We start from the raw sequence: 26,126 nt of genomic DNA on the forward strand, positions 1-26,126 counted from the left end.
ACCAATATACTAACCTTGTGTTTTAAAATATAAGAAACGTAATTGCTGCGCAGTAAGTTGATCATGAAATAAAATGATTAATTTTTTTCGTCGCATGTTTGTCAATTGAACCAATGAAAAAAGGAAGTTATTGATAAGAATGTTAGCTTGGAGGTAATTTTCCTTTTTACCATCATGAAATTCTAAAACCCATTGATTATCAAGGAATTGAATCTTTTTAATTTCCACGCATGGCTTACGATTGATCCAATCAAATCTCAATAAAACAGCAATGTATCCAATCAAGATAAATTTAAGAAATAGATGTATTGATGAATATAAAATTAATAAAACGGTGAATAAATAAACTATTAAAACTAATCGTAAATAAGTCTTTGATTTTTTTGGCTCAATTGCCAGATCGAATAATAGCGACAATTTTTTTTAACTCTTTATCTTGTGGTTCATCATGCCCCATTAACCATGCAAATAACTCAGGATCAGTGCAACTTAATAAGTTGTTAAAAGCCTCAAGCTCATTGTTTGATAGGAGATCGAGATGTTTTTCAAGAAATCGTTGTAAAATAAGATCCAATTCTAACATGCCGCGGCGGCAATGCCATGCAAGCCTTGCTTTTTCTTTATTATCCAACATTGAAAATCTCTTCGTGATTTAGGTAACTTATAAATGATACACTACCGCATTTATAAACGAAATGTGTTACATGATGACGAGTACTACTTTTGAATATGCAATTAATGATAGGCTATTAACTACATTTAAACCTATAGATGAAGAGTTAAGACTTCAACCCAGAAAAAACTATTTGTTTGATTTATCCTACCTAGCTGTTTTGGACGTTGAAGGTGCTAAAGCATTGGATTTTCTTCAAGGACAATTAACCTGTGATATCCACTCCATTTCTGACATTCAAATGCTCCAGGGTGCCCAATGCAATCTCAAAGGACGCATTTTATCTTTAATGGATATCGTCACCTGGCAGGGAGTCAAGTTAGTGCTTCCCAAAGACTTAATAGAGCCTACTATAAATTCATTAAGTAAAACCGCAATGCTTTCTCGTATCTCTCTTAAAGCAAACGATCAGTTAAGTATTTTTGGGTTTTATTTGCAAAATGATGAGGATATCGTTCCTAATACAAAATTTTTCCCCAATACTTTGTATGCTCAGACATACAATAATTACTCTTGCTTTTATCATTTAGGGGATGGGTTTTATATTTTGTTAGTTCAATCTGATTTTGCTCATGATATAAAACAGTGCTTTGCAGATCAAGAACAAATACTTGGATCATTAACTTGGCATACTTTGAGATTAGCGCGACAACAAATTGAGATTTATCCTGCATCTCGAGGTTTATTTCTTCCACATCGGCTTAATTTACATCAAACCTACTACATCAGCTTCAATAAGGGTTGTTACAAAGGACAAGAAATAATTGCACGTATGCATTATAAAGCAACGTTAAAGCATCAATTAGAAATTTATGAAATTAAAACAGAACAAAAAATATATTCGGGACAAAAATTTTTTAATGAGTCTCAATCATCAGAACTTGGTGAGTTGGTTGATTTTTCTATACTGAGTCATGGACATTATTTGGTAGCACTAAGTATATTGACAGGAGCAGAACACTCAGTGCTATTTGAAGGACATGAGCAGTTAATAGAGTTAACAGAATGCTCTACCGCCCTTATTTCAAGCTAAAAAAACATTTATTTCAAGTCATTACTGTTTCGATAGTGAAGGAGTAGCGCTTACAATGTAAGCACGGAACTATCCTTTTGCTTTTTGTAAAGCATGCCTCCAGCCTTGATAATCCTCTTCTACTTGATTTAAGGGTCTTTGCGGATGGAACTCGTGCTCCAAGTCCCATGTTATGTGTAGCTCTTCTAATGAATCAAAAACGCCACATCCTAACGCAGCCAAAATTGCTGCTCCTCTAGCAGTGGTTTCAATATCCTTAGGTTTTTGAATTTGCAGTTGACATTGATCGGCTAAAAACTGTAAAAACCATCGGTTAACGGCCATACCCCCATCAACACGTAATAGGGATAAGTCCATCTGGCTGTCCTCTTTCATACAAAAACATACCTCTCGAGCCTGATAGCACACTCCTTCAAGTGCTGCGCGAGCGAAATGAGCTTTATTACTATAAAGACTTAAACCCACAATAGATGCTCCTGGCACTGATAACCAATGGGGAGCACCTAAACCCGTAAATGCTGAAACTAAATACACACCTTCATTATGTTGCAACGATTGGGCTAACGACTCCGTTTCATCGACACTTGTAATTAATTTCATTGAATCACGTAACCATTTTACTGTAGTGCCAGCATGGTAAATGCCTCCCTCTAATCCATAAATCATTTGCCCCCGAATTTTATAAGCAACGGTCGTTAAAAGTTTATGATGTGAAAATACTGGTTTATTACCTGTATTAAGTAATAAAAAGGCACCTGTTCCAAAAGTTGCTTTTACCATTCCTATTTTAAAACAACCTTGTCCAACTAGAGCAGCCTGCTGATCCCCAGCTACACCAGTAATAGGTAACTCAAAGCCAAGCCACTGTTTACTAATAATTCCAAAATGACCGTCACTGGCACAAACTCTAGGCAGCACAGAATCAGGAATCACGAAATACTTCAGTAAATCAGGATCCCATTGTTCTGTTTTGATATTAAATAACATGGTACGTGATGCATTAGTGACATCAGTTAAATGCAAATGTTCCGTAGTAAGTCGCCAAATCAGAAAACTATCTATAGTACCAAAAGCAAGCTCGCCCTTTTTTGCGAGTTCATTTGCTTTAGCGTTATTTTCTAAAAACCATTTTAATTTACTGGCTGAAAAATAAGGATCCGGGAGCAAACCAGTTTTATCTTGAATCATCGTTTCATCAGCAATTAAACTTTTGCAATAGTCTGAAGTTCTACGATCTTGCCAAACAATAGCAGGAGCAAGGCACTCACCTGTTTTTTTATCCCAAATGACAGTAGTTTCTCTTTGATTGGTTATACCGCAAGACAAGATTTGCTCTATAGGGACCTGAGACACTACATCTCTCATTGCCATTAACGTTTTTTTCCATATTTCCTCAGGATCATGTTCAACCCAACCTGCTTTAGGATAATATTGAGTAATAGGATACTGGCTGGTTGCAATTAATTCCCCATGAGCAGTGTATATCATGGCGCGCGTACTGCTTGTTCCCTGATCTATAGCAAGTAAATAACCCATTATTTGCATTGTTCCTTGTCCCAACTATTATGTGTATATTGGTAGTGTATATCTTTTTTAGGGAGACCAAAATATGGATGTAGTTTTTGATGTTGCAATTATTGGTGGCGGCATCAATGGCTCTGGTTGTGCTGCAGATGCAGCATTAAGAGGATTGTCTGTCGTACTTCTTGAACAAGATGATTTAGCCTCCAAAACCTCTTCAAGCAGTACTAAACTTATTCATGGTGGATTAAGATACCTAGAAAACTATGAGTTTAGCCTCGTAAAAAAAGCAATCATTGAACGACAAAGATTATTAGATTTGGCTCCTCATTTAGTACACCCCCAAGCATTAGTTTTACCTTATGAACAGCATATGCGCCCTGCTTGGTTTTTACGTTTAGGATTATTTTTTTATGACCATTTAAGTCGTAGAAATAACTTACCAAAATGCAAAACTATTTATAGGAAAAATAAAGAAAGCTATTTTAATCCGTTGATCACTAAACTTAATAAAGGTTTTTTATTTCATGACGCCATAACTGATGATGCTCGGTTAACGATCATCAATGCAATTCAAGCAAAAAATTATGGAGCAAGCATACGAACATACTCAGCAGTGATTCATACCGAAATTGTAAATAATTTATGGCAATTAACAATTCAACCTAAAATGGGCTCAACTTATGTACTCTATGCTCGATCAATTATAAATGCTGCTGGTCCATGGGTTAAGTCTGTAGAGCAACTTACCCAAGCTCCTGATCAGCAAAAAATTAGTTTAGTTAAAGGGAGTCACATTATTGTACCCAAAATTTATGAAGGCAATCATGCTTATTTTTTACAGCATCAAGATAAACGAGTTGTCTTTGTTATCCCTTATCATGGATTTAGTATGATAGGTACCACTGATATTCCACTCGAGAACACTCCAGATCATGTGACCATAAGTCATGAAGAAATTCATTACTTAATTGATTTAGTCAATTTCTACTTTAAAGTCAAATTATCTGAAACAGATATCATTTATACTTGGAGTGGCGTTAGAGCCTTATTAGCCGATGAAAATAAAGAAGCAAAAGCCCTGAGTCGTAATTATGCCTACAAGGTCACCCTTAAACCAGCACCTATTATTACGATTTATGGCGGTAAAATTACTACTTATCGGCAATTAGCAGAAGAAATCATTAATGAACTTATCCCCATGTTCCCTCACATGCGGCAATCGATGACGGCAACGACTCCTTTACCAGGAGCTTCATTTAAGCAAATGAATTTTGAGCAGTATGTCATTTATGCTAAAGAAAAATACAAATGGATGAAGGCAGATTTACTCAATCGCTACTTATACACTTATGGCAGCTGCATGGAAAAATTTCTTTCATCATGCTCAAACATGGAGTCTTTGGGTAAAAAATATTGCACCTACCTCTATCAAGTAGAGGTTGATTATTTAATTTTAGAAGAATGGGCTCAAAGTTGTGATGACATATTAAAACGACGAACCAAACTGGAGTTAATCATCGATGCAGAAGGCCGGAAAAATCTTGCGGAATATTTATCAAAAATTATTCTTTATCATCATCCTGCTGAAGCTCCTCTTGTATGGCACTAACATCAACCACCAAAGCTTGCTCAGCTAACTCCTTTAATGTAGATGCAGGCATACTGCCTGCATTTGAATAAACAATAATCCCTTTTTTAAAGACCATAAGATGAGGAATAGACCGTATTTCAAAAAAATCAGACAGTTGTTGCTCCGCTTCGATATTTACTTTTGCAAATTTAATATTCGGAAATTGCTCAGCCACTTGTTCATACGCATTGGAAAATTGTTTGCAAGGAGCGCACCAATCGGCCCAAAAATCGATAAACACAATTTCATTATCATCGATTAAAGATTGAAATTCCGCATTCGTCACATTTAAAGAAGTCATATTTCTTCCTTGGCTTCAATGGAGCTTATAATCTTTTGAAACACTTCATCTACATCTCCAGTACCGCAAATACTATGAAATTCAGGGGCTCCATGACTGTCACTTTCGGCCCAAGCCTTATAGTAACTGATTAAAGGGGCGGTTTGATTGTGATAAATCTCTAATCGTTTTCTCACGGTTTCTTCTTTATCATCTTCACGTTGAATTAAAGGATCACCTGTAACATCATCAATGCCTTCTTGTCTAGGAGGATGATTTTGGACATGATAAACTCGACCTGATGGTTGATGAATACGCCTACCACTAATTCGTTTAATAATTTCCTCATCGTCTACTGCAATTTCGATGACATGGTCTAAATAAATGCCTGCTTGTTTTAAAGCATCTGCTTGTATAATAGTTCTAGGGAAACCATCAAACAAAAAACCATGAGCACAATCACTCTTCTTTAAGCGCTCTTTCACTAAACCAATAATGATATCATCTGATACTAAACCACCGGTTTCCATAATTTTTTTCGCACTCAACCCTAATGGAGTCCCTTGTGCAATAGCTGCACGTAGCATATCACCTGTTGAAATTTGTGGAATTTTATAACGTTCAATCAAACGCAAAGCCTGAGTTCCTTTTCCTGCACCAGGGCCACCTAAAAGCATTAATCGCATTAAAACTCCTTAATGATATCTATACCTGTTTCGTTTCTAAGTAGTATACTATAAATTAAATGTAGTCTGCATGTATCATTTACCATTACATTTTTTAACCTCATGGATATTCACTTGAGCATGCTCATTAATCGAATATCTCGTATTATAGTTCAATTCGTTCTTCTAAGCCCTTTTTAATCTTAGAACCATGAGTGTGATTCAAAAGATTTCCTACATGAATTAAGTTGCATTGCGTAAAGCTGCGAACGTGCCTGAACCTTACGTGCTACAGGCATCAACCATGATTTTTTCAAATAAGTTCTACGCTGATAGCCGCCAATTCCTTCATGATAAGCCAGATAAAGTGAATATGCGTCTGTTCGCGGAATTCTAGCCCTTACATAGGCTTGGTTTGCATACCAACCAATAAAATCGACACCATCACCAAAATCATCACGTGAAGCAAACAGTCCACCATTACTTCGTTTATAATGCTTCCATGTATCATGCAACGCTTGTGTATATCCATAAGCTGAAGAAGGTCTTTTCCAAGGAATTATAAACAAGAGCTTCTTTCGGGGTGGTCGTGCCCGAGCATTGAATTTTGACTCCTGATGAATAATTGCCATTTGAACTGGAACAGGAACCTTCCAGCGTCGTTCAACGTCCTTAGCATCAGTATACCATTTAGGATATTGTCTAAATATATTACAGAGATTATTTACATCTGCTGGAGGAGGACTCACACAAGCCGTTAGCAATATCGCAAATAATAAAAAAATAGCTACTCGTAACTTCTTAAAATATTGGAATAAAAGGCTCATGGCAACCAAATATAAAAAAATTTATTTTAACAAATTTGATAGGCACAATCTACGCTTCAGAATCGCTATTCTCCACATTCTAGGATACTTGATATGCAACATTAGATAAGGATCTATTTCCTTACTTTACCTCATGTTAAAATGCTAATTAACGTGAGTTCCACATAAAAGAAATTTTTATGCCTTTTATGTTGCTAAACGAACGTTATTTCGTAAAATGCGCAGCATTTATACGAGATCCACTTTTAAAATTGGAACAGTTCGATATAAAAAATTATATTATTTTTTATGTCCAACTCACGTTAATTAACTTAAAACAAATGAAGTGTAGCTAATGACCATCTTTGTATTTGATATAGAAACAATTCCTGATGTTGAAACTGGTCGTAATTTATATGATTTGCATGGATTGACTGATGAAGATACCGCAGAAGCCATGTTTGCATTACGTCGAGCCAAAGTAGGCAATGATTTTTTACCCCATTATTTACAAAAGATTTGTGCTATCTCCTTAGTGATGAGTTATGGCTCACAAATTAAAGTCTGGTCATTAGGTGATGAATTCTCTGACGAAAAAGAGTTAATAGCCCGCTTTTTTTCTGGAATAGATAAACATACTCCAACTTTAGTCAGTTGGAATGGAAGCGGATTTGATTTACCTGTTTTACATTACCGGGCATTATTACATGGGATTACGGCACCTACTTATTGGGAAGTCGGTGAAAATCATCAACACTTTCGCTGGAACAATTACTTAAGTCGATTCCATTATCGTCATCTCGATCTCATGGATGTAATCGCAGGGTATCAAAATAAAGCATTTGCCCCACTGGATGAGATTTCCAGTATGATGGGGTTCTCTGGAAAAATGGGAATGAGCGGCTCTAAAGTTTGGGAACAGTATTTATCGGGCCAAATAAAAAATATTCGTGATTATTGTGAAACAGACGTACTAAATACTTATTGTGTTTTTTTACGATTTGAATTAATGCGCGGAGTGATTAACAATGAAGAATATAAGCATTCAATAGCCTCACTCAAAACCTATCTAGGCTCCGAAAAAGAAAAAAAACATTTACAAGAATTTTTAGATCGCATGACTTAAAAGGCAAGAGATTATGGGTAATGGTGAATCTTAGCCAGAACAACCGACCAGGTTTGGGTCAAACCTGGCTGGGCCGTTCCGTGATAGAGGTATTTACCGTTAAATAAGCTTTTAAAAAGACCTTAGTCCAGAAAAAGATGGCACCATCCGATCGGTATCAATCACAGCCAATGCATTCTTATACTCATCGCTCTGCAAATGCATTAGCGTTTTTTGATAACGTTCTAAGCCTAACTGGGCGTAAGCCTCCGGATCAACAGATTTTGCTTCATTGGCTAATTGAGTCCATGACCAAAGAGTTATCCACCATTCAACAACAGGCTTATAAGCGGTATACCAGGCAAATACAGTATCGGTAAGCTTTTCTTGACCAAAATATGCAGTTAAGTAGGTTAATTCCTGTTCTTTATCAAGTTTGGCCTCAATAGAAAAATAAGCAAGATCCCAAAGAAAATCATTATTACTTGAGTACTCCCAATCAATTTGATAGAACAATTCTTTTTTATCCTTTTCTCGCGTCATCATATAATTTAAAGGTGTAGAATCATTGTGGCATGGGCACATCTCAATCTTATAAGCAGAGAATAAATCGCGCAAAGCCATCATCTGCTCTTCAATGAACTTGACTTCACCAGGAAAAGGAAACTTTTTTATCTTTAATGCATTGAGCAATCCCTCGTTGCGCTCAAAAACAGCTGTATCATTTGTAAAACGCTCCGAAGAATGTAACTGTTTTGCCATAGTAGCAAGAGTTTGTAATATCTCAGCCCGCTCCAATGTTTTTTTGTCTAAAATTTTAACATTTTCAATGAATTTTGTTAACTGCAATCCCTTAGGATCGAAATATTCTATAGGGACATTAAGCCCTAAAGCAGATGCTTGGCGCGCATTTTTCGCTTCATGCTCACGAGATACTGAAAATGATGATACTTCTCCAGGTATACGCAATACCCATCGGTTTGCTTTATGGCGTTCAATTAGTAGAGGATTCATTCCAGAAATCCTTGAAAGCAATTTAGCAACATCAGGGCCAATTTGCACTCTATATGTGGTGTTTGTCATACCACCTGCCATTAATTTTAATCTTAATACATCAAGACCAAGCGTAGAAAGCATCGGAATTTTTTGAATCGTTGGCAACAATGTCATATATTTACGAGTTAAATCAACTAAATCCTTCCATTTATGATTCACTAAAGATGCGTTGAACTGTGAAGATGGATCAAGTAGACTTAGAATATAGATCATTAAATGTTCACTTATTTTGGGTTTTCCACCATTTTTGCCAAAAAAATGCCATTTCATAAGTGTCTCTCAAAAAGAACATCGGAAGATTATATAAAATTTAATCACAGGATTACAAGGAAGAGCAATTTGAAGAAAAAGAAGATACTGAGTTATTATGATGACTGAACCACTTATCCCTATAACTAAAAAACAAGCTCTAATATTTGCTTGTTTTTTTGTAATGTATGAATTTCTAACTTATATAGCCAACGATATGATTATGCCTGGCATGATTCATGTCGTGCATTCTTTTAACGCACCTGAATCAACAATAGCTACTTCTCTCACGGTTTACATACTTGGAGGAGCAAGCCTACAGGTTATTTTAGGTCCTATATCAGATAGTTATGGTCGCAGACCTATGATGCTTCTTGGTGCATTTCTATTTTTTATTTTCACTCTATTTATTGCCTGTTCCAATTCAATGAGTCAATTTTTGATTGCACGCTTCTTTCAAGGTATGGGTCTATGTTTTATAGGCGTTATTGGTTACGCTACAATCCAAGAAATTTTTGAGGAAATGGATGCTATTCGCATCATATCAATTATGGCGAATGTAGCAATTCTCGCACCCTTATTAGGACCACTTATGGGGGCTATAGTGATTCACTATACTTCCTGGCGCTATATTTTTATATCCATTGCACTAGGTGCGCTGATTGCTTTATGGGGATTATGGCGATACATGCCTGAACCTATAGGTCAGATTAAAAGAAATGGAGAATTAACACCCAAAGCGAAGTTCTCCGCAAAAAGGGTATTTAAAAACTATAAGAAATTATTTTCCAATAAAATTTTTTGTTTTGCTACCTTAGCAGCAGGTACAGTTGGTATTCCTTGTCTTGCTTGGATTGCATTATCACCTATTATTTTGATTGTTGAAGCAAAACTCACAGTAGTACAATATGCACTTTGGCAAATTCCGGTCTTTGGAGCGACCATATTAGGCAATTGGTTTTTACATCAATTAACTTATAAGTATCAAGTCAAACAGATCATCCAATTCGGTTGTATTATCATGATTGTTGGCGCAATTTTAACCTCGCTCCTTCCTTATCTATTCGGAAATACTTATTACTTTTTATTGCCTGGAACGATCATTTATTTCTTTGCACTCAGCATTATTAATGCACCATTAAACAGATATTGTCTTTTTGTAACTCCTGTAAGCAAAGGCACTGCATCTGCTGTAGTCAGCCTAGGTGTTATGGTTATTGGAGCAATAGGAACAGAAACTGGAAATTTATTTTATGAGAATCATAATAATCTTCATTTTGGACTCTATTGTAATATTACAGAATTAATATTTTTTATAGGTATAGGATTGATTTTTTTAATCGATAAAGACATGACTGGGGATGAGCATAAAAACTGTTTGCTAAGTTAAAGCGTTCCTAGCTTTAACTTCCATTCCTTAAATTCGCTCTTTATTGAAACTCTTCGTACAACTATTGATTTATAGGTTTAATTTAAATACCCTGGTACTATTTCTTCTCAAGGGAGTGAATAATAATGACCTTAAATCTTGTTAGCAATGAACAAATTGATACCAATGATTATGAGCTTTGGTTAAAAGAATATGAATATACCGAACTCGATGAACATCTTAGGCAAGATGTCTTAGCAATTTGCAAATTTTTTTGTAACGAAGCGTTAGTTTTGCAAGGTTTAAAAAAACTTGCAGAACAATATCTCACTTTTAATAAAGAAGAAAAGAAATCTCTACGGCAATTTTTTGATGATTGGGGAAGTAAAAATCATTTTAATAATCCGAACCCTCTTAATAGTACTACAGAATTTAAAACAAGTGCTAATTTCCAATATCCCAAACATACTCCTATTTTATATGGTGAATTAACAGCCAACTTATTTAATAACGTTCTATTAAAAAATGGTTATTTATCTGCAGATGTAGGGGCTGGTCCAAAACATGGTAAATGGGCTCATACGATTCAATTGTTTCTTATAGAAGAAGCAAGAAAAGAAGGAGTTTTAAAACTTTATACACCAACTGCTTGCCAGTTTATACAAACAATCTCCCAAACCAAAGGCAAGTTTGAATCATTTAGCTTATGGAATCTTTTATTTGATTCTTTTGATGATCATATCTTTACCAATCCAAACAATATTACAACTGCCTTAGTCCATTACCACGGTAACACCGAAGCAGAAATTTTTTTAGCGTCCAAATTACACGCTTATGAAAAAAAATTCGATCAGGTTGCATCTACTTCAGGTTGTTATGACGGCTTTGCGCATACAAAGTATTTAAGTAGATTAAGTGAGGCCAGTTCTGTCAGTTATAAAGATAAGTGTGGGCTATTATGGTTTGCACCGAAAAATAAAATTTCCGATTCCGTTTCATCGCAAAAAGTGAATGTATTTGTACCCGATATATAGCAAATCAAACCATGCTTAGCTCAAACCTTTTCAAAGTCAGCTTCGGCTGACTTTGATTTAATCTTAGAAATTTAATTTTACTTTTCACTTAGATTTTTTTATCCAGTATAGGAGCAGAATATAATAAAAGACTCTTGACAAAAGCTATCGCAATAGTGTACTTTAAATGTACAGTTAATTTTTTGTACTATTCATGTTCCATTCTACTAAAACCATCAAGTTAAATAAAAAAGCAGATTTGCTACAAGTCTTTGCTGGCTTTTTTTATTTTAGCTTTTTTAGCCCAGAGCTGGGTGGTCGGTAGAAGTAACTAACACTCCAACCCCCCAGCTTAGTCTGGGGGGCTTTTGGACATCCGAATTCCCAGACCGAGAAAAGTAAGGGAGTTGGATGAAACCAAGAGGAGTGAAAATCATGCATCATCCCCCAAGAGCTTATCATTCTCATGAGCCCTCCATTTCTCGTTCTAGGAGGCAAAGATGAGTTATTCTATTTTAAAAAAACTACCACCAGTAGAAAAAATTATTCAAGAATTACCCTTATCTCATTCTGCCTACCAGCAAATTGCCCAAGATCGAAATGAAATTAAGACGATTTTGGAAGGACGAGATAAACGTCTCTTAATGATAGTTGGCCCCTGTTCTGCTTGGCCCAAAAACGCTGTTTTAGAGTATGCTAACCGTTTAGTCGAATTGAACCATAAAGTAAAACACGCATTAAAAATAATCATGCGCGTTTACATTCAAAAACCACGTACAACTAAAGGTTGGACAGGTCCAGTCAATCAACCCGACTTATTCTTAGCTCCAGATATTGCCTCAGGAATAAAATACACACGGGATATGATGATCAAAGTTATTGAAATGGGACTTCCTATCGCTGACGAGGCTTTATTCACTCACAATGCAAAAGGATTCCTTGAGCTTTTATCATGGGTGGCCATTGGTGCCCGTAGCTCAGAAGATCAAGAGCATCGCATTTTCGCTTCTGCCCTAGACTGCGCAGTTGGATTAAAAAACCCTACCCATGGTTCACTTACAGTAGGGATAAATAGCATTATCGCATCGCAACATCCTCATGTCGCGGTCTTTGATGGATATGAAGTACAAACACACGGTAATCATCATGCTCACCTGGTTTTACGTGGTTCTAATCATGCACCTAATTATTCCATGGCACATCTTGAGGAAGTGAAATACCAGATGGACATGCATCAAATCATTAATCCTTCGGTAATTATTGACGTTAGCCATGATAACTGTCTGATTAATGGCAAAAAAAATCATCAATTACAACCATCAATTGCGTTATCCATTATCGAGAGTCTCCAAAATAGACCTGATTTAAAACAATTGGTAAAAGGATTCATGGTAGAAAGTTTTATCCAAGAAGGAAACCAAAAAGTCGATCCTATTAATCCTAATAAACTCGATCTAAATGGATTATCCATTACTGATCCTTGCTTAAGTTGGGAACAAACAGAGTCATTTCTTTTGGAGTTAGCAGAATTGAAGGCTTCCGAAAATAACGATGAAAGAGAGGTGCACTAATGGCTGTTTTATTTGGTATTGCTGGTGATGTGGGTTCATTTTCAGAAGAAGCTGCTTTTCTTTATGCCAAAAAGAAAAGCCTCGACTCTATTTTTGCTTATTTACTGGATATGGAGGGTGTGCTTAATGCCATTGAGGATGGAGTAATAGATCTGGGTATCATTCCTGTTGTCAATCTTTTAGGTGGATTAGTAAAACCAGCTTTTCTCGCAATGGGAAAACATTTGTTTACACCAATTGATGAGTTTTGGCATGAAATTAATCAATGCCTTCTTGTTAAGAGTGATACAGACCTAAGTCAAATCAAACACATTGTATCTCATCCGCAAGGACTTGCTCAATGTCAGCAGTTTTTAAAGAAACAATTTAAAAATGCAGGTCAAATCGAATGGATTGATACAGCAAAGGCCGCAAAGGATTTAGCAAAAGGAGTCCTACCCTTTCATTCTGCTGTAATTGCACCAGAACGTTGTGCTCAACTTTATGGTTTAGAAATAAAAGCGAAAAATATTCAGGACAGTTCTCCAAATCGTACCGCGTTTCTCTTAGTCAAAAAACATAGCGATAAAACCTCAGTCCAAAAATAAGGAGCAATCTATGTATACGCTTGAAGAATTAAGAAAACAAATTGAACAAACAGATGCCTCCATCATTGAAAAATTAGCAGAGCGTCAACAATTAGCGAAACAGATAGGAGAAATAAAGTCAAAAGAAGGTAAAAAAATAGTAGATCGTCAACGTGAGAAAAAATTATTTCTGTATTACGAACAGTTATCCAATCAGTACCATTTACAACAGGAATTTGTCACTCGCTTATTCAAAATAATTATTGCAAACTCTAAAAAGGTGCAAAAATAATGAGTCCTTCTAAAAAATTATTACCTAAAGATTCAGCCACTGTTGCTATAAATTCACTAGCCCAACAAAAAATAAATGCAGGCCTTAAAATTTATAATCTCAGCGCTGGTGAACCCAAATTGCTCCCACACCCAATAATAACCACTGCAGTCACACACGCTTTAGAACAAGGTCTAACTCTTTATCCCCCGGTGTCCGGGATAGCAGAATTACGCTATCTTGCTTGCGAGTGGATGAACAACTCCTACAATTGCTCATTCAAAAACGAAAACTGCTTGGTGGTGAACGGTGGAAAATTTGGAATCTATTTATTGATGCAATTATTGATACAAAATAATGACGAAGTCATCATCCCCTCTCCTTATTGGGTTTCATATCCAGAAATCACCCATTTGTTTGGAGGCACATCGGTAATCGTTGAAACCAATGAAGCCGAAGGATGGAAGTTGACCCCCAAAGCACTTAAAAATGCCTGTAGCGCTAAAAGTAAAATACTTATTCTTAATAATGCAGCCAATCCAACTGGGGCACTGTATACAAAATCTGAATTAACCACGCTATTGCACGTTGCTCATGAACAGGATCTTTTAGTGATTGCAGATGAAGTATACAGTGGCCTCACTTATGATGGACATACTTATATATCTTGTGGTTCATTTTCTCAATTTAGCGATCGGGTCATTATTATTCAAAGTTGTTCGAAAAATTTTTCCATGACGGGTTGGCGAGTTGGATTTGTATTTGCCCCTGAAACCATTATTCAACCATTAACTGCGTTAATAAGCCAAAGTACAAGTGGGGTCACAACTCTTGGTCAATGGGCTGCCATTGCCGTATTGAATAATTCTAATGTTGGTCTCTGGGTTCAACAATGCATGCAGAGAAGAAGGGATTGTATCATCCATGCCTTAGATAAATATTTCGGACTCACAATAACGCCACCTCTGTCATCACTCTATATTTATAGTTCCTTAAAGAATCTGGGTGTCAAAAATCAAAGTTCAGAGGAGTTTTGTAAACAAGCATTAGAAAAAGCCAATGTTGCTCTTGTACCAGGAACCGCATTTGGAAATGAAGGCTATGTTCGATTATCCTTTGGTGGAAGTGAAGAAGATTTACAATCAGGAATTCAGAAATTAGCGCAATGGTTGCATTCTAAGAAATATCAATAAATTAAATCCCTGCCTTAAATTGACGCCATTGAGCGTTTACGCAATGGAATGGATGTAGCCTAGGTAACCTACTCATCCAGAGCGAAGCGAAGGATCTCCTGATTGTAGCTCAATGCATATCTTAGGAGATCCTCGTCGCAAGAGTTCTTCGGGATGACCGTAAACGGCTTAAGTCAATGGCAGTGTAGGTGACCTGTTACAAATATCGTATATCTCCGCGGCACGGATGTTATTTTATTAGGGTGTGTTGATAATATACCCTAGAAAAACTAAATTAAATTTTTTTAACAAATTCAGATTTTAATTTCATAGCCCCAATACCATCAATTTTGCAATCAATATCGTGATCACCCTCAACCAGACGGATATTTTTTACTTTTGTACCTACTTTTACAACTTGAGATGAACCTTTTATTTTTAAATCTTTGATAACAGTTACTGTATCACCGTCTTGGAGTATATTTCCGTTGGCATCTTTGATAATTCGCTTAAACTCTTCATGACGTTCATCCATACTTTTTGGCCATTCATGCATGCATTCAGGACAAATAAAGACGTCACCATCCTCATAACTATATTCAGAATGACATTTAGGACAATTCGGCAAGTTGTTCATTTTCTCTATCCTTCCATTATGTATTAAGCAAGGGCATCATACTCTGACATTAGTGTAAAATCCAATTTTTAACAGCAAATATAGAGGATCGAAAAAGAATTATCCTTGAAAAAAACGAATAAACAATGATCGTTTATTCGGCGTCATATAACTTAAGCAAAATGTTCTATCACGTAATTCAGTTTTATCTTGATATCGAACAGTATCTCTATAATAAAAATTTGGACGATAATTACTCAAAATCTAATTAAGAAATTGTTAGCTTAGCAAAGTATTTAAAATATACGGAGAATATTTCTACCTTAACTTACTTAAGGTAGACTTAACATTTTTATATTATGATGTTGACTACTTAACTCAGATTGGAAAAACCATGCATAAATTACGTGAACTTGAAAAAGAAGCTAAAGAATTAGACATTCTTCTTGACGATGCACTTCTTAGTAATTCAAGGGAAAGAAAAGAAAACGCCTTGGCTGAACTTAAAAGCTCTGAATTAATTATAAATGCAAATCAATTAAGAATTTTTATTGACCATGAACATCCTATTGTGAGCTTAATCAAACTTGCTACAGTTATATTGCCTAAAAAAATAAACGAATTGCAAAAAAAGGCGCTTTTAGTTCAACATCAATTAGATGCTGAAAAAGATGTACAAGAGGACTCCATTTTAGATGCTGTAGAAGTTAAAGATGAACCGCTTATGGAGTTAACAGATGAAGCGATTACAGTCGAAAAAGATATAACAGTTCCTAAAACCATCGAAGTAATTAACCCTAAATTAGAAATACTTGCAAAAGTAAAAGAGGGATTAAAATCTTATATAGAGACCACCGAAAGCAGAACAAGTGAATACTATTATGGAATGGTCGGAACTTTTTTTAACTATATGGGTTCCTATGTGGGAATGTCAGGATATACCAAAACTCAAAAGCTTGATGCTATAAATAAATTATTCAAAAATTTTGAAACAGACGAAGTATCAGAATTAGATGAGCAAGATATAACAATATTAACCACTGGTTACCTTGGAAATGCATTAAATCCATTATTGGAAAATGAATCAGTAGGTCAAAAATTAAAAGAACTACTAAAACTTGAATCACCATCAAATAAATTGCAATAATTCAATAAATCTGGCGGTTATTTGGTTCTAAAATAACCGCCAGGTTAGGTTTAAGAATTATCTTTGTTTAAATTAAAAAAGGAATAATCTTATAAGGCACAAGCTCACAATACTTTTTCCAATCTTGACCATATTTTGAGGAACAGCGTCTATCGTCACGAAAAGCTCTATCAAATAAAAGCACTGTTAAAAAGCTCAGATAAAAATACGGTGAGAAATTTTCAAATAAAGCAGGTACTGACCAAAAAAACGTTCCAGCAAGTTCTGGAATATAGTGAAAATGTCGAGCAACTCCCCACCATCCTGAAGCAAGCAATATAGTTTGTTTTTTGTCCCCTTCTGTAGTTTTATAACGGGCTAATACAGTAACTGGTTTTTTACCCCATATTTTACATTCACCTTGTGTTGCTCTGGCCATCAGTCTTTGTCGGTCAGCAAGATAATTGATCATAATAGATGCAAAACCGAGAAACAAAATGAGGATTGCCCAAACAAAAGGTAAATGAATTGGATGGAGAACAAGATACATGCTTGGTGAAGTATAAACGCATGGAACCCATACCATGCATCCCCAGCAAATATAAAAACCTGCACGGTCATGCATAATATCTAATGAGCGCAAATAGCCTTTTTCCCACATATAAAATTTGCTTAAATAAACAAATTGTAGGAAAACAGAAATAAGCATGGAGTTGGACAAGCCGCCTAACTCTGCTTGTTTTGCACAATAAGAAATCAGAAATAACCCCCAACTCATCATTCCAAAACGGCAGGTTATAAATTTTTTAATATTCCATCCAAGTACTTGAGGATAGAGTTCCGTTCCCCAATAATAATCAAACAAAATATTCTTAGTTATACCTGAATCAGTAGATGAAGGAAAAAAACGTCCCTTAAGATACAAAAGAACACAAAATATAAGACTAAATAGATTAAGTGCGCCCAGAAGAGGCGCAAGGTTATCATAGAGAATAGAAGCCGAAAATACATTAAAGCCAAAAGAAGCAATACAAAATGTTACCGTAGTCACGATAAATGCAATAAGGCCATTGTCTTTATAAACAGGTACATTTCCTTTGGGGGATATCGGTCCTTGAAATGTTTGTCCTGGAAGTAATCTCATTAAAGCCAATTCAAATACAATAAAAACGAAAATGATTTTCCATGCAATTGCTGAACCCCAAAAATAAGGTTGCCATATTGAATAAATCGATTGTAGAAAACCTTTTTGGAGCATCAAATTCCATAATGCAAACAAAGAACCCTCAAGTTGAGTATTGGTATACCACATCAGCATCACAAAAATAGGGCATACAAGAATCAGAAATAACGGACCTAAGGTATTCCGAATATTGAAATTCATCGTGTTTCCTTACATTCTTAGACATTAAAAAGGAATATCATACAGGAATTTTCATTATTTAATACCACTTACTGAATGTTGCACTATTAAATAACGTAAGTTCGACATAAAAAATTATTTTATTTTTTATGTCGAACTTACGTTAAATAATGAAATTTATGAAGCACATCTCTTATAAGTTTAAGAAATCATTTAATTCTTATAGAGACTAATAACCCGGTTTTCTTTGGCAACTTAGGCTAGGTATTTCTTGAGATATATCGAGGCCAAAATGATGAAATAGTTCCTCTCTGTTTTCAAAAAATTGACTTCCCACGATACCAAGATTTGGGTTTCCGTTAAAACCTAAAACTTGACCATCTTGAAATAGAGTGATTTCTCTCCGTTGACCATTACAATTTCTACCGAAAATTGTGAACGAATGATCTGCATTTTGACGAATCCCATCAGCATAATTATTTCCTTCAGGATCTAAAATGAGATAGGGTGCTGTATGTTTCACCTTCGTGAGAGTTTCTTTTGGTGCTAAAACAGAAACAGGCTGTTCACGCACATGACTTCCATAAATTTTTGCACAATGATCACGAAGTTCTTTAGGAATAGAATCAGCCATCATCACCAATACTTCGTGTATCACTCGAGGATCCGAGACTGTTGTAAAAGGCCTCGTACTCTTATCGAAAACAGTGAGAGGCTGTTCCCATTTTTCGTTCAGTTCAACTTGGTACTTTGCAGTGGCTATAGCATATTTACCACTATATTTAGAGGTACCCTGCTCAATACCGTTCTTCCCTCCCAGTATATAAGACCAATAACCACCTACACCAGGTCCTGTACCTGGAGCATAATCGCAAAACCTTGCAGAGCGCACATAAGCAAGCATCACCGCTTTTAATTGTTCTCCAGGAGACAAATCGTCAGCAGAATTTATGTTTTCTTTTGAGCCTGTAGTTTTATTAACTTTCTCTATGGATATAACCTCTGCGCATTGAGATAATAGAATAGACTTAATTGCATCAATCGCTTTAAAACATTCCGTAGCCTCTTCAATGCTTAAAGGAGGTTTTACAGAAGAGGTTGATATCTTATCAGGATGGTACTGCATAGCCATTGAGCGATAAGCAGCGATTATTTGTTCCCTTGTGGGCAAGGGATCATTATTAACTCCCAATATCTTATAGTAATCCCCATAAAAAGGAGCGATTTGAAAGCGTTCTGGCAGTTTAAGAGTTGGCATAAGACACCTTTTCACAGTGATGCATCAATAAGTGCCCTAGTATAAATCACATTTATAGCACAGTCAAAGCAATTAAAATACATTTGGTGTAACAATAAGACCATGTTGCTTTGTCTGGTAACAAACATCATTATACGCTCGCATTATTTCTACTAATCACCGCACTTATGCATGTTGCAGCATTTTGATTTGTTCCATCAATTGATCATAGCCAGCCTCTACATTGATGTAATCATTTTTCGCCAAATAAATAGACAATGAGCCATCATCCGTTGCAGATGGTTTCTGTAAAATTCCGTTATAACCTTTGCTTTTTAAACGAAGGAAATCGCTAATTTTGGTAACTAAATAAAAATTTCGATAATAATTTTCGGGAACCATATGAAGCGCCTGTGCGTCTTTTTCAAGTGGTTTTCCTGGTAAATAGTCTTTAAGTGAGTAGGATGAATTATTATGTACAGCGACTACCTTCCCTTCAGGCAATAATTGCTTAATTTTACTTGCTAATTTATTCACTTCACGATGAGCTTGAGGACTATACTGACTTAATGCAGTAAGTGTTTTCCTAATTCCGTTATCAGTAAAAATACGATTTGGATCAAACTCATAGCGCTTATTGTTAAGGTGAAAAACTATATTTCGACCGCCAGAATGTACTAAAGTAATAAGGCTTCCACCTTCATTTTGAATGACTGCCTGAGCTGCTTTTAAAGCGGTTTGTTCATTATGATGCACATGCACAAAGGTTTTTCCTCTACCTACGATATGTTTAATTTCTACTTTTTCATCACCAACCATCACTATATGATTCATCGCATAAGAAACCTGAAAGAAAAATATCGAAACTAAAAAAGCATATTTCATCATTTATTTTCACTACAAGGCAGTTTGAGGTGATTGTATAATAATTAACCTAAAAAAACAATAAATTAACGCGGGTTAACGCGGGTTATGGATAAGGATTTTATGAGGATTTAGGGGGGTAATACGGTTAATCCCCCCAGCCCGACTGTAATTGAACTTTAATTTTTTACTTTACTAAACCATCTCTAATAACTTAAATAATTTCAGCAAACTTTGATGATTGCATTAGGTTTATCATCAATTGCAGGATCAAGTGCTTTCGTTTCATCTTTTTGGGGAGCAAAAAAAGACAGCGGTGAAATACTCTTTCTACAAGGAGGTTCTAGAGCTTTCAATGTATCGCTACATGCATTAGTAATTTTTTCTACCTGTTCGCAAGTATAGAGAAAAGTATCCAGATAATAGCTTGAAAGTGTATAAGCAGAGAAGAACAGATTAGGTATTAGCTCAGTCAAGTTTGTTTCATGTCGCTCATTAAACGCTAATTGCAAGCCAAACATTAGTCCAGCTATCCATGCCGCGCATTTATTAAACAAAGTAGGACTGTAATCAATATTTATCTCCCCTTTTAGTTCATTGAAAATCGCTTTTTTCTCATTCAAAGGCTTGTCATTATCCAATAAAACCGTTTCTAGCATTTTATTCACAATAGCCATTGGTTTAATAAGACTTTCAGGAATATTTGTTGTGCCATTATGTTGTCGAATTATATGTTTCCTCGCAGTTGTAAAGAAATGAGCATAACAGTTATCTTCTCCTTTGGTTTCTTTAGAACCGATGATATCCAATATTTCCTGCGGTATATTTCCTTGCTCCTTTAACAGAGAAGCAATTTCATCCATTCTCTTCAGGACAGGTAAATCATAAATGACTTCAGCAAAAGATTTTTCTTCAATTGGAAGTTTAGGATCTGACTTATGGAGACCTGTTGCTTCTACAATGAAACCGTTAGCATGCGCTTTTCTTTGTATAGCATCATTAAGGTGTTCCAATTCATACCTAATTGTTTCATTTTCATTACCCTCAAGCACTTGTGAAAAATCATCAGCAAGAGTCTGGAGACAAGATTTGAGTAACTCGACATCTAAGGGTCTAGTATGATCAGATAATGAAAACTCTATCTTTAATAATAATCGATGCAATTCAGTATAATTTATTTTTAAATCATGTGCGTTAGCTAATATTTTTTCTTTTAATCGTATAAACTCGTCGAATAAACTACTTCTGTAGGAATCAATTCGAATCTGATGCTCACTCTCTGTTGGATCCCACATATAAGTAACTTTGGAGCGAGGTGCTTGATGATGAAGTTTTTCTGCTTCGACTGGCAAATTAAGAGCTTGGGTCATTCCATAGTAAGCTCTGTTCACCGTTTGTGCACCACTATTGGATAGAGTATTATGATCTAACCATAAAATAGACATACGCCCTGTTACCTTAGAAAAAATACCTATTTTTCCTAAATATGCGTGTAGCGAAGCGGCAAAACTATTTTTACCATGTTCCCCTCCTTTTCCTCCAGAACATATCTCCACACAAACATCTAAAGGCCCTTTGCTGGGCGAAAAATTATCTTTATTAAGTCCTTTTTCAAGGTAATCAGCAATCTCGGTATAGAATCCACCAGGTATGTATCCTGAATTAGGAGTGCCATGCCCCCAAAGGTAAACCTTATCATCCCCTTCTAGCGATTGAAGTATTTCTTTATCCTTTTCGGAAGGACTTATACCAGTCCATGTCATGTATTCTTCATTAGATAGATCAGCGAGATAAATGACTTTAATATCATCCAAATCGATTTGGATCCCCCTTTTAGCTTCTCTAGCTTGAATTCTTTGCTGGAATGCCAGCGTCACTTCTGGATCACCACGATCAAAACTTAAAATGACATGTTTATTCATAATAATCTCTCCAGCAAAAGGTGTCTCTTAATTTTGATTAAAACTTAGTGAATCTTTTATGAGTTTATCAACGTGGTATGAACAGAGGCTTATATCGAAATGAATATTGGGAATACTTAGTCGCTTTATAAATTAAGTTTCTTTTAAGATATTTTAAGAATGCTGTTATAAAGAAATAATACAATCGGCGTTAAAGATGAGGTTATGCTAGAGATCTATTGCCCATAACTCATATCCAATCTACTATTAGGATTTCTCAACTTTAAAAAAATACTTCATGTCGCAAATAATATTATTCAATAAACCTTATGGTGTAATAAGCCAATTTTCAGGCGAAGAATATGAGCATACACTAGCAGCATTTATTAAAATGCCCAATTTTTACGCAGCTGGGCGATTGGATAAAAATAGTGAAGGATTACTTTTATTAACAGATAATGGATCGCTACAGCATAAATTAACCCATCCTAAATTCAATAAAAGTAAATATTATTGGGTGCAAGTCGAAGGAACACCTTGTAATCAAGATTTAGAAGTTCTTAGAAATGGCTTAATTCTTCAAGACATTACCTTTTTGCCAGCTGTAGCCAAGATCATTGATGAGCCACAGCTATGGTCACGTAATCCACCGATTCGATTTAGAAAAAATGTTCCTACTAGTTGGCTGGAAATTATTTTAAATGAAGGAAAAAACCATCAAATACGAAAGATGACTGCTGCAATTGGATTTCCTACTTTAAGATTAGTACGACATCGCATTAGTGACTGGCGGCTAGGAAATTTACAACCGGGTGAGTATAAGATTATCCACACTGCTTTGAAACAGTAATTTACCGATAAGCCAAGCGATTCAATAAATTATCTTCACCAAGAAGACGAATCCAAGGCCAGAGAAACATACTTACTATAGCGCTAGCAAATGGTGCAAATATACTGTAGTTAAAACCTAAAAGCACTGCAATTAAAGAAATAATTGATTGATATAATAAGCAGAAGAATCCAATTAAAAAAATTTGCTGCATCATTGAAAAGAATTGAAAACGCCTTGATTTACTTGAAGCAATCCAGGTTACTAAAAGCAAAGCAAATGAGTGCTCGCCAATGACTGTTGCAAGCAAGACATCCAATAATAAACCAACAAATAACAATGTAGTCAGCTTAAAATTACCTGGCAAAAAATATTCAATATAAAGAATCAACAACAAAACCCAAGGTGGGCGAAAAGCAGAAATTAATTCAGGCATAGGTAATATCGATAAAAGAAGTGCTACAATAAACCCCAACCCTAAACGAAGGCGAAGATTTTTCATTACATGGTCTCCTTCGCATTTAATCGCTCATTAATTTGCACTGTCAGTTGTTCTTGCTTTCCATCAGGCCATATTAATAAAACTAATCGATTTCTATTAAGTAATGCAACAGGCTTCACTTTAACCTTAACAAAATCTTCTCCAGGAATACTATTGACTTCTTCTACGAGCCCTACAGGATAACCTTCAGGATAATGCCTATCTAAACCCGAAGTAACTAATACATCACCAGGGTGAATAGAAGAAGTTTTGGGTAAATTAATTAAAGACAATTCTTCTATATCATTAGTTCCGACAAGAATTGCTCGTTCTCCTGTTCTATTGTTTCGAACTGGAACAGCACTTTTGGAATCAGAAATAAGTAAAACCGTGCTGGTTATTGGTCCAACGTCAACAATTTGTCCCATAATCCCTTTTGCATCTAAAACAGGTTGTCCTACATAAGCACCATTACGCTTACCTTTATCTAAAACAACCACTTGACGTGAATTACTCGTATCTACGGCTAAAATTTGAGCCGCCATAGCACTCATATCTGCTTTAGATGAAGTAAGGAGTAATTCTTTTAATTGAGAATTTTCTTTTTGGATAATGATTAATTTTTGTAATTCTGCTTCGAGCATAGTTTGCTTATAGCGTAATTGCATATTTTCAGCAATTAAAGCACTTTTAGCACTAACTAATGACTGAACCCAACCAATAACTCGTACAGGATAATCCACAGCATATTGTAAAGGTGCAACAATTACAGAAAAACCACTACGAACATTATCCAGATAACGATAATGATAATCAGAGAACATAAGAAAAACAGAAAACACAAGAGCGAGCACGAATCCAATAGAACTGTACCCACTCCTACTAAATAATCTGTTATGCGTATTATTCTGTTGAGAGGAAATCACCGCCGCGCAAGTCCATGGTTTCTAAAGCTTTACCACCACCACGTGCTACACAGGTCAGCGGATCTTCAGCAATTAATACAGGAAGACCTGTTTCTTCCATTAGCAAAGTATCAATGTTTTTCAACAAAGCACCGCCCCCAGTTAAAACCATACCTCGCTCAGCAATATCCGCCGCCAACTCCGGAGGAGCCAACTCTAAAGCAGCCCTCACAGCACCAACAATACCTGATAAAGGTTCTTGTAAAGCCTCTAAAATCTCAGCGCTCGTCAGAATAAAACTACGAGGAACACCTTCAGCAAGATTTCTTCCTCGCACCTCGATTTCAAATAAATCACGACTAGGAAAGGCTGAGCCAATCTCATGTTTAATACGCTCAGCAGTCGTTTCACCGATAAGCGTTCCATAATTTCGACGCACATAAGATACAATTGCATCATCAAACTTATCGCCACCGATTCGAACAGATTGATGATAAACAATACCGCTTAAGGAAATAATTGCAACTTCTGTAGTACCACCACCGATATCCACAACCATAGAACCACTTGCTTCTTCTACTGGCATTCCTGATCCCAAAGCAGCAGCCATAGGTTCTTCAATAAGAAATACTTCGCGCGCACCAGCACCCATTGCAGATTCACGAATCGCACGGCGCTCCACTTGCGTAGACCCACAAGGAACGCAAACCAAAACACGAGGACTTGGTCGTAAAAATTTATTTTCGTGGACTTTATGTATGAAATGCTGCAGCATTTTCTCCGTAACAAAAAAGTCAGCAATTACACCATCTTTCATTGGTCTGATAGCATTTATGTTACCTGGAGTTCTTCCTAACATACGCTTCGCTTCAAGCCCAACAGCAGCAACTCGTTTTTGACCTGACTCATTACGTAAAGCTACAACAGAGGGTTCGTTTAGCACAATCCCTTTATCTCTTACATAAATCAATGTATTGGCGGTTCCCAAGTCAATTGATAAATCATTGGAAAACACGCCCCTTAATTTTCTGAACATAAGCAGTACTACCCCGTTCTTTTTTTTGAGCGCTACTTTATCCTAAATTTGGATAAAAATCGACAGTTCTAGGATAACAATTTTAAATATTGAGCGAATAATGCTAAATTGTTATGCAAAATTTCATTTCTGTTGTTGCCCTTAAATAACGTGAGTTCGACGTAAAAGACATGGAAATACCTTTTACATTGCTAAACAAACGTTCCCCCACAAAACTTGTCCCCAGCAAAAACGAGGGTGCGTCATATTTATACGAGATCCCGTTCTAAATAAGCTCATTTTTATATAAATAATACTATTTATTTTTATATAGAGCTCACATTAAATAGGCCAACAACAGAATGTTTAGTTACTCCATTTTATGGATAACAAATACCTCATTTAACTTTTCACGATTTCTATCGACAAAATGTTGCCCTAAACCCTTCACCTCAGCGAGCTCCTCAAGAGATTTAAAGCCATGATGACTTTGACGATAAGCAATAATTGCTTCAGCGCGTTTTTTCCCTATACCTTTAACTGAACCAGTAAGTGTTGTTAAATCTGCCTTATTGAGATCTATTTTATGAACTGCTACAGAAGGCTGTTTTGAGGGCGCACTCTGTTTAGCGATAGTTGCATGAACAGGGAGGGTAGTTACAAATAATGACAATACAACAGCAATATATTTTGCTTTCATAATTTCTCCTTTTTGTTGGACTATATGACTCATTCCAGAGTCAAGCAAAGTATCCCAAGATTTATAGGCACTGTCGAGTGATTTTTTTATTTTTCCATAAATAAAG

At 35.8% G+C, this 26,126-nt stretch carries 27 protein-coding genes; 11 read left to right on the forward strand and 16 right to left on the reverse strand.

Annotated features, from left to right (window positions below):
• Nucleotides 1–9: 9 nt before the first annotated feature.
• Both Lgra_RS10725 and Lgra_RS10730 read right to left on the reverse strand, forming a co-directional pair.
• Nucleotides 10–417, reverse strand: a complete 408-nt coding sequence (locus tag Lgra_RS10725; RefSeq protein ID WP_058499236.1) for a hypothetical protein — start codon at nt 415–417, stop codon at nt 10–12.
• The gene (locus tag Lgra_RS10730) at nt 389–634 is read right to left on the reverse strand and encodes an FAD assembly factor SdhE (protein ID WP_058499237.1); all 246 of its coding nucleotides are present in this window, start codon (nt 632–634) and stop codon (nt 389–391) included. Before Lgra_RS10730 ends, Lgra_RS10725 begins: the two co-directional genes overlap by 29 nt.
• A 73-nt stretch (nt 635–707) precedes the next feature.
• Between Lgra_RS10730 and ygfZ the strand changes: the two genes are divergently transcribed.
• Nucleotides 708–1,706: a CAF17-like 4Fe-4S cluster assembly/insertion protein YgfZ gene (ygfZ, locus tag Lgra_RS10735; RefSeq protein WP_058499238.1), complete on the forward strand. Its 999-nt coding sequence runs from the start codon at nt 708–710 to the stop codon at nt 1,704–1,706.
• A 69-nt stretch (nt 1,707–1,775) separates the two neighbouring features.
• Here ygfZ and glpK read toward each other — a convergent pair whose 3' ends face one another.
• Nucleotides 1,776–3,242: a glycerol kinase GlpK gene (gene glpK, locus Lgra_RS10740; protein WP_058499239.1), complete on the reverse strand. Its 1,467-nt coding sequence runs from the start codon at nt 3,240–3,242 to the stop codon at nt 1,776–1,778.
• Nucleotides 3,243–3,315: 73 nt separating this feature from the next.
• On the opposite strand from glpK, the gene glpD reads away from it, so the two are divergent.
• The gene (gene glpD / locus Lgra_RS10745; RefSeq protein WP_058499240.1) at nt 3,316–4,839 is read left to right on the forward strand and encodes a glycerol-3-phosphate dehydrogenase; all 1,524 of its coding nucleotides are present in this window, start codon (nt 3,316–3,318) and stop codon (nt 4,837–4,839) included.
• On the opposite strand, the gene Lgra_RS10750 is transcribed toward glpD, so the two are convergent.
• The 3 genes from Lgra_RS10750 to Lgra_RS10760 form a co-directional block, all read right to left on the reverse strand.
• Nucleotides 4,793–5,161 (reverse strand): thioredoxin family protein, encoded by a 369-nt coding sequence (locus Lgra_RS10750; protein ID WP_058499241.1) that lies wholly within the window; start codon nt 5,159–5,161, stop codon nt 4,793–4,795. The genes glpD and Lgra_RS10750 overlap by 47 nt on opposite strands.
• A complete protein-coding gene (gene adk / locus Lgra_RS10755; RefSeq protein ID WP_058499242.1) occupies nt 5,158–5,826 on the reverse strand; it encodes an adenylate kinase in 669 nt (222 codons plus the stop codon). The genes Lgra_RS10750 and adk overlap by 4 nt, the downstream gene beginning before the upstream one ends.
• A gap of 182 nt (nt 5,827–6,008) precedes the next feature.
• Entirely contained in the window at nt 6,009–6,632 is a 624-nt protein-coding gene (locus tag Lgra_RS10760; RefSeq protein WP_058499243.1) for a transglycosylase SLT domain-containing protein, read from the reverse strand.
• Nucleotides 6,633–6,966: 334 nt separating this feature from the next.
• On the opposite strand from Lgra_RS10760, the gene Lgra_RS10765 reads away from it, so the two are divergent.
• Nucleotides 6,967–7,737: a 3'-5' exonuclease gene (locus Lgra_RS10765; protein ID WP_058499244.1), complete on the forward strand. Its 771-nt coding sequence runs from the start codon at nt 6,967–6,969 to the stop codon at nt 7,735–7,737.
• 111 nt (nt 7,738–7,848) lie between these two features.
• Here Lgra_RS10765 and Lgra_RS10770 read toward each other — a convergent pair whose 3' ends face one another.
• Nucleotides 7,849–9,042, reverse strand: coding sequence for a phosphotransferase (locus tag Lgra_RS10770; protein ID WP_058499245.1), 1,194 nt, complete (start codon nt 9,040–9,042; stop codon nt 7,849–7,851).
• A 100-nt stretch (nt 9,043–9,142) separates the two neighbouring features.
• On the opposite strand from Lgra_RS10770, the gene Lgra_RS10775 reads away from it, so the two are divergent.
• The 6 genes from Lgra_RS10775 (at nt 9,143) to Lgra_RS10805 (ending at nt 15,004) form a co-directional block, all read left to right on the forward strand.
• On the forward strand, nt 9,143–10,411 hold the full coding sequence (locus tag Lgra_RS10775) for an MFS transporter (protein ID WP_058499302.1): 1,269 nt from the start codon (nt 9,143–9,145) through the stop codon (nt 10,409–10,411).
• 125 nt (nt 10,412–10,536) lie between these two features.
• Entirely contained in the window at nt 10,537–11,424 is an 888-nt protein-coding gene (locus Lgra_RS10780) for a LirA/MavJ family T4SS effector (RefSeq protein ID WP_058499246.1), read from the forward strand.
• A gap of 479 nt (nt 11,425–11,903) precedes the next feature.
• The gene (locus tag Lgra_RS10790; protein WP_058499248.1) at nt 11,904–12,974 is read left to right on the forward strand and encodes a 3-deoxy-7-phosphoheptulonate synthase; all 1,071 of its coding nucleotides are present in this window, start codon (nt 11,904–11,906) and stop codon (nt 12,972–12,974) included.
• Entirely contained in the window at nt 12,974–13,561 is a 588-nt protein-coding gene (locus Lgra_RS10795; RefSeq protein ID WP_058499249.1) for a prephenate dehydratase, read from the forward strand. The genes Lgra_RS10790 and Lgra_RS10795 overlap by 1 nt, the downstream gene beginning before the upstream one ends.
• 10 nt (nt 13,562–13,571) lie before the next feature.
• A complete protein-coding gene (locus Lgra_RS10800) occupies nt 13,572–13,832 on the forward strand; it encodes a chorismate mutase (protein ID WP_058499250.1) in 261 nt (86 codons plus the stop codon).
• Nucleotides 13,832–15,004, forward strand: coding sequence for a pyridoxal phosphate-dependent aminotransferase (locus Lgra_RS10805; protein WP_058499251.1), 1,173 nt, complete (start codon nt 13,832–13,834; stop codon nt 15,002–15,004). Before Lgra_RS10800 ends, Lgra_RS10805 begins: the two co-directional genes overlap by 1 nt.
• 274 nt (nt 15,005–15,278) lie before the next feature.
• Here the strand turns inward: Lgra_RS10805 and Lgra_RS10810 are convergent, their stop codons facing one another.
• Nucleotides 15,279–15,620, reverse strand: a complete 342-nt coding sequence (locus Lgra_RS10810; RefSeq protein WP_058499252.1) for a zinc ribbon domain-containing protein YjdM — start codon at nt 15,618–15,620, stop codon at nt 15,279–15,281.
• 373 nt (nt 15,621–15,993) lie between these two features.
• Between Lgra_RS10810 and ceg19 the strand changes: the two genes are divergently transcribed.
• On the forward strand, nt 15,994–16,746 hold the full coding sequence (gene ceg19 / locus Lgra_RS10815; RefSeq protein WP_058499253.1) for a Dot/Icm T4SS effector Ceg19: 753 nt from the start codon (nt 15,994–15,996) through the stop codon (nt 16,744–16,746).
• Between the two features lie 67 nt (nt 16,747–16,813).
• Here ceg19 and Lgra_RS10820 read toward each other — a convergent pair whose 3' ends face one another.
• From Lgra_RS10820 to Lgra_RS18310, 4 genes are all read right to left on the reverse strand, one after another.
• Nucleotides 16,814–18,109, reverse strand: a complete 1,296-nt coding sequence (locus Lgra_RS10820; protein ID WP_058499254.1) for a phosphatidylethanolamine N-methyltransferase family domain-containing protein — start codon at nt 18,107–18,109, stop codon at nt 16,814–16,816.
• Between the two features lie 208 nt (nt 18,110–18,317).
• Nucleotides 18,318–19,346 (reverse strand): J domain-containing protein, encoded by a 1,029-nt coding sequence (locus Lgra_RS10825; protein WP_058499255.1) that lies wholly within the window; start codon nt 19,344–19,346, stop codon nt 18,318–18,320.
• Nucleotides 19,347–19,511: 165 nt separating this feature from the next.
• Nucleotides 19,512–20,213, reverse strand: a complete 702-nt coding sequence (locus Lgra_RS10830) for an SAM-dependent methyltransferase (RefSeq protein WP_115385405.1) — start codon at nt 20,211–20,213, stop codon at nt 19,512–19,514.
• 200 nt (nt 20,214–20,413) lie between these two features.
• Nucleotides 20,414–22,111 (reverse strand): hypothetical protein, encoded by a 1,698-nt coding sequence (locus tag Lgra_RS18310; RefSeq protein ID WP_058499256.1) that lies wholly within the window; start codon nt 22,109–22,111, stop codon nt 20,414–20,416.
• A 277-nt stretch (nt 22,112–22,388) separates the two neighbouring features.
• Between Lgra_RS18310 and Lgra_RS10840 the strand changes: the two genes are divergently transcribed.
• Entirely contained in the window at nt 22,389–22,940 is a 552-nt protein-coding gene (locus Lgra_RS10840; protein ID WP_058499257.1) for a pseudouridine synthase, read from the forward strand.
• 1 nt (nt 22,941) lies between these two features.
• Here Lgra_RS10840 and mreD read toward each other — a convergent pair whose 3' ends face one another.
• The 4 genes from mreD to Lgra_RS10860 form a co-directional block, all read right to left on the reverse strand.
• Entirely contained in the window at nt 22,942–23,421 is a 480-nt protein-coding gene (mreD, locus tag Lgra_RS10845; protein WP_058499258.1) for a rod shape-determining protein MreD, read from the reverse strand.
• On the reverse strand, nt 23,421–24,326 hold the full coding sequence (gene mreC, locus Lgra_RS10850; RefSeq protein WP_058499259.1) for a rod shape-determining protein MreC: 906 nt from the start codon (nt 24,324–24,326) through the stop codon (nt 23,421–23,423). The genes mreD and mreC overlap by 1 nt, the downstream gene beginning before the upstream one ends.
• Entirely contained in the window at nt 24,304–25,341 is a 1,038-nt protein-coding gene (locus Lgra_RS10855) for a rod shape-determining protein (protein WP_003636696.1), read from the reverse strand. Before Lgra_RS10855 ends, mreC begins: the two co-directional genes overlap by 23 nt.
• Nucleotides 25,342–25,690: 349 nt before the next feature.
• Nucleotides 25,691–26,020, reverse strand: coding sequence for a ComEA family DNA-binding protein (locus tag Lgra_RS10860; protein WP_058499260.1), 330 nt, complete (start codon nt 26,018–26,020; stop codon nt 25,691–25,693).
• Between the last annotated feature and the right edge of the window lie 106 nt (nt 26,021–26,126).

It is taken from the genome of Legionella gratiana (assembly GCF_001467695.1).
Taxonomy (GTDB): Bacteria; Pseudomonadota; Gammaproteobacteria; order Legionellales; family Legionellaceae; genus Legionella; species Legionella gratiana.

Coding starts and splice junctions, on each gene's coding strand:
- Lgra_RS10840 (WP_058499257.1), top strand. CDS start 22,389: ATGTCGCAAATAATATTATTCAATAAACCTTATGGTGTAATAAGCCAA.
- Lgra_RS10750 (WP_058499241.1), bottom strand. CDS start 5,161: ATGACTTCTTTAAATGTGACGAATGCGGAATTTCAATCTTTAATCGAT.
- Lgra_RS10770 (WP_058499245.1), bottom strand. CDS start 9,042: ATGAAATGGCATTTTTTTGGCAAAAATGGTGGAAAACCCAAAATAAGT.
- Lgra_RS10765 (WP_058499244.1), top strand. CDS start 6,967: ATGACCATCTTTGTATTTGATATAGAAACAATTCCTGATGTTGAAACT.
- Lgra_RS10810 (WP_058499252.1), bottom strand. CDS start 15,620: ATGAACAACTTGCCGAATTGTCCTAAATGTCATTCTGAATATAGTTAT.
- Lgra_RS10860 (WP_058499260.1), bottom strand. CDS start 26,020: ATGAAAGCAAAATATATTGCTGTTGTATTGTCATTATTTGTAACTACC.
- Lgra_RS10855 (WP_003636696.1), bottom strand. CDS start 25,341: ATGTTCAGAAAATTAAGGGGCGTGTTTTCCAATGATTTATCAATTGAC.
- Lgra_RS18310 (WP_058499256.1), bottom strand. CDS start 22,111: ATGAATAAACATGTCATTTTAAGTTTTGATCGTGGTGATCCAGAAGTG.
- Lgra_RS10805 (WP_058499251.1), top strand. CDS start 13,832: ATGAGTCCTTCTAAAAAATTATTACCTAAAGATTCAGCCACTGTTGCT.
- Lgra_RS10775 (WP_058499302.1), top strand. CDS start 9,143: ATGACTGAACCACTTATCCCTATAACTAAAAAACAAGCTCTAATATTT.
- Lgra_RS10730 (WP_058499237.1), bottom strand. CDS start 634: ATGTTGGATAATAAAGAAAAAGCAAGGCTTGCATGGCATTGCCGCCGC.
- Lgra_RS10825 (WP_058499255.1), bottom strand. CDS start 19,346: ATGCCAACTCTTAAACTGCCAGAACGCTTTCAAATCGCTCCTTTTTAT.
- mreD (WP_058499258.1), bottom strand. CDS start 23,421: ATGAAAAATCTTCGCCTTCGTTTAGGGTTGGGGTTTATTGTAGCACTT.
- adk (WP_058499242.1), bottom strand. CDS start 5,826: ATGCGATTAATGCTTTTAGGTGGCCCTGGTGCAGGAAAAGGAACTCAG.
- Lgra_RS10790 (WP_058499248.1), top strand. CDS start 11,904: ATGAGTTATTCTATTTTAAAAAAACTACCACCAGTAGAAAAAATTATT.
- glpK (WP_058499239.1), bottom strand. CDS start 3,242: ATGGGTTATTTACTTGCTATAGATCAGGGAACAAGCAGTACGCGCGCC.
- glpD (WP_058499240.1), top strand. CDS start 3,316: ATGGATGTAGTTTTTGATGTTGCAATTATTGGTGGCGGCATCAATGGC.
- Lgra_RS10780 (WP_058499246.1), top strand. CDS start 10,537: ATGACCTTAAATCTTGTTAGCAATGAACAAATTGATACCAATGATTAT.
- Lgra_RS10800 (WP_058499250.1), top strand. CDS start 13,572: ATGTATACGCTTGAAGAATTAAGAAAACAAATTGAACAAACAGATGCC.
- Lgra_RS10760 (WP_058499243.1), bottom strand. CDS start 6,632: ATGAGCCTTTTATTCCAATATTTTAAGAAGTTACGAGTAGCTATTTTT.
- Lgra_RS10830 (WP_115385405.1), bottom strand. CDS start 20,213: ATGATGAAATATGCTTTTTTAGTTTCGATATTTTTCTTTCAGGTTTCT.
- ceg19 (WP_058499253.1), top strand. CDS start 15,994: ATGCATAAATTACGTGAACTTGAAAAAGAAGCTAAAGAATTAGACATT.
- Lgra_RS10795 (WP_058499249.1), top strand. CDS start 12,974: ATGGCTGTTTTATTTGGTATTGCTGGTGATGTGGGTTCATTTTCAGAA.
- ygfZ (WP_058499238.1), top strand. CDS start 708: ATGACGAGTACTACTTTTGAATATGCAATTAATGATAGGCTATTAACT.
- Lgra_RS10820 (WP_058499254.1), bottom strand. CDS start 18,109: ATGAATTTCAATATTCGGAATACCTTAGGTCCGTTATTTCTGATTCTT.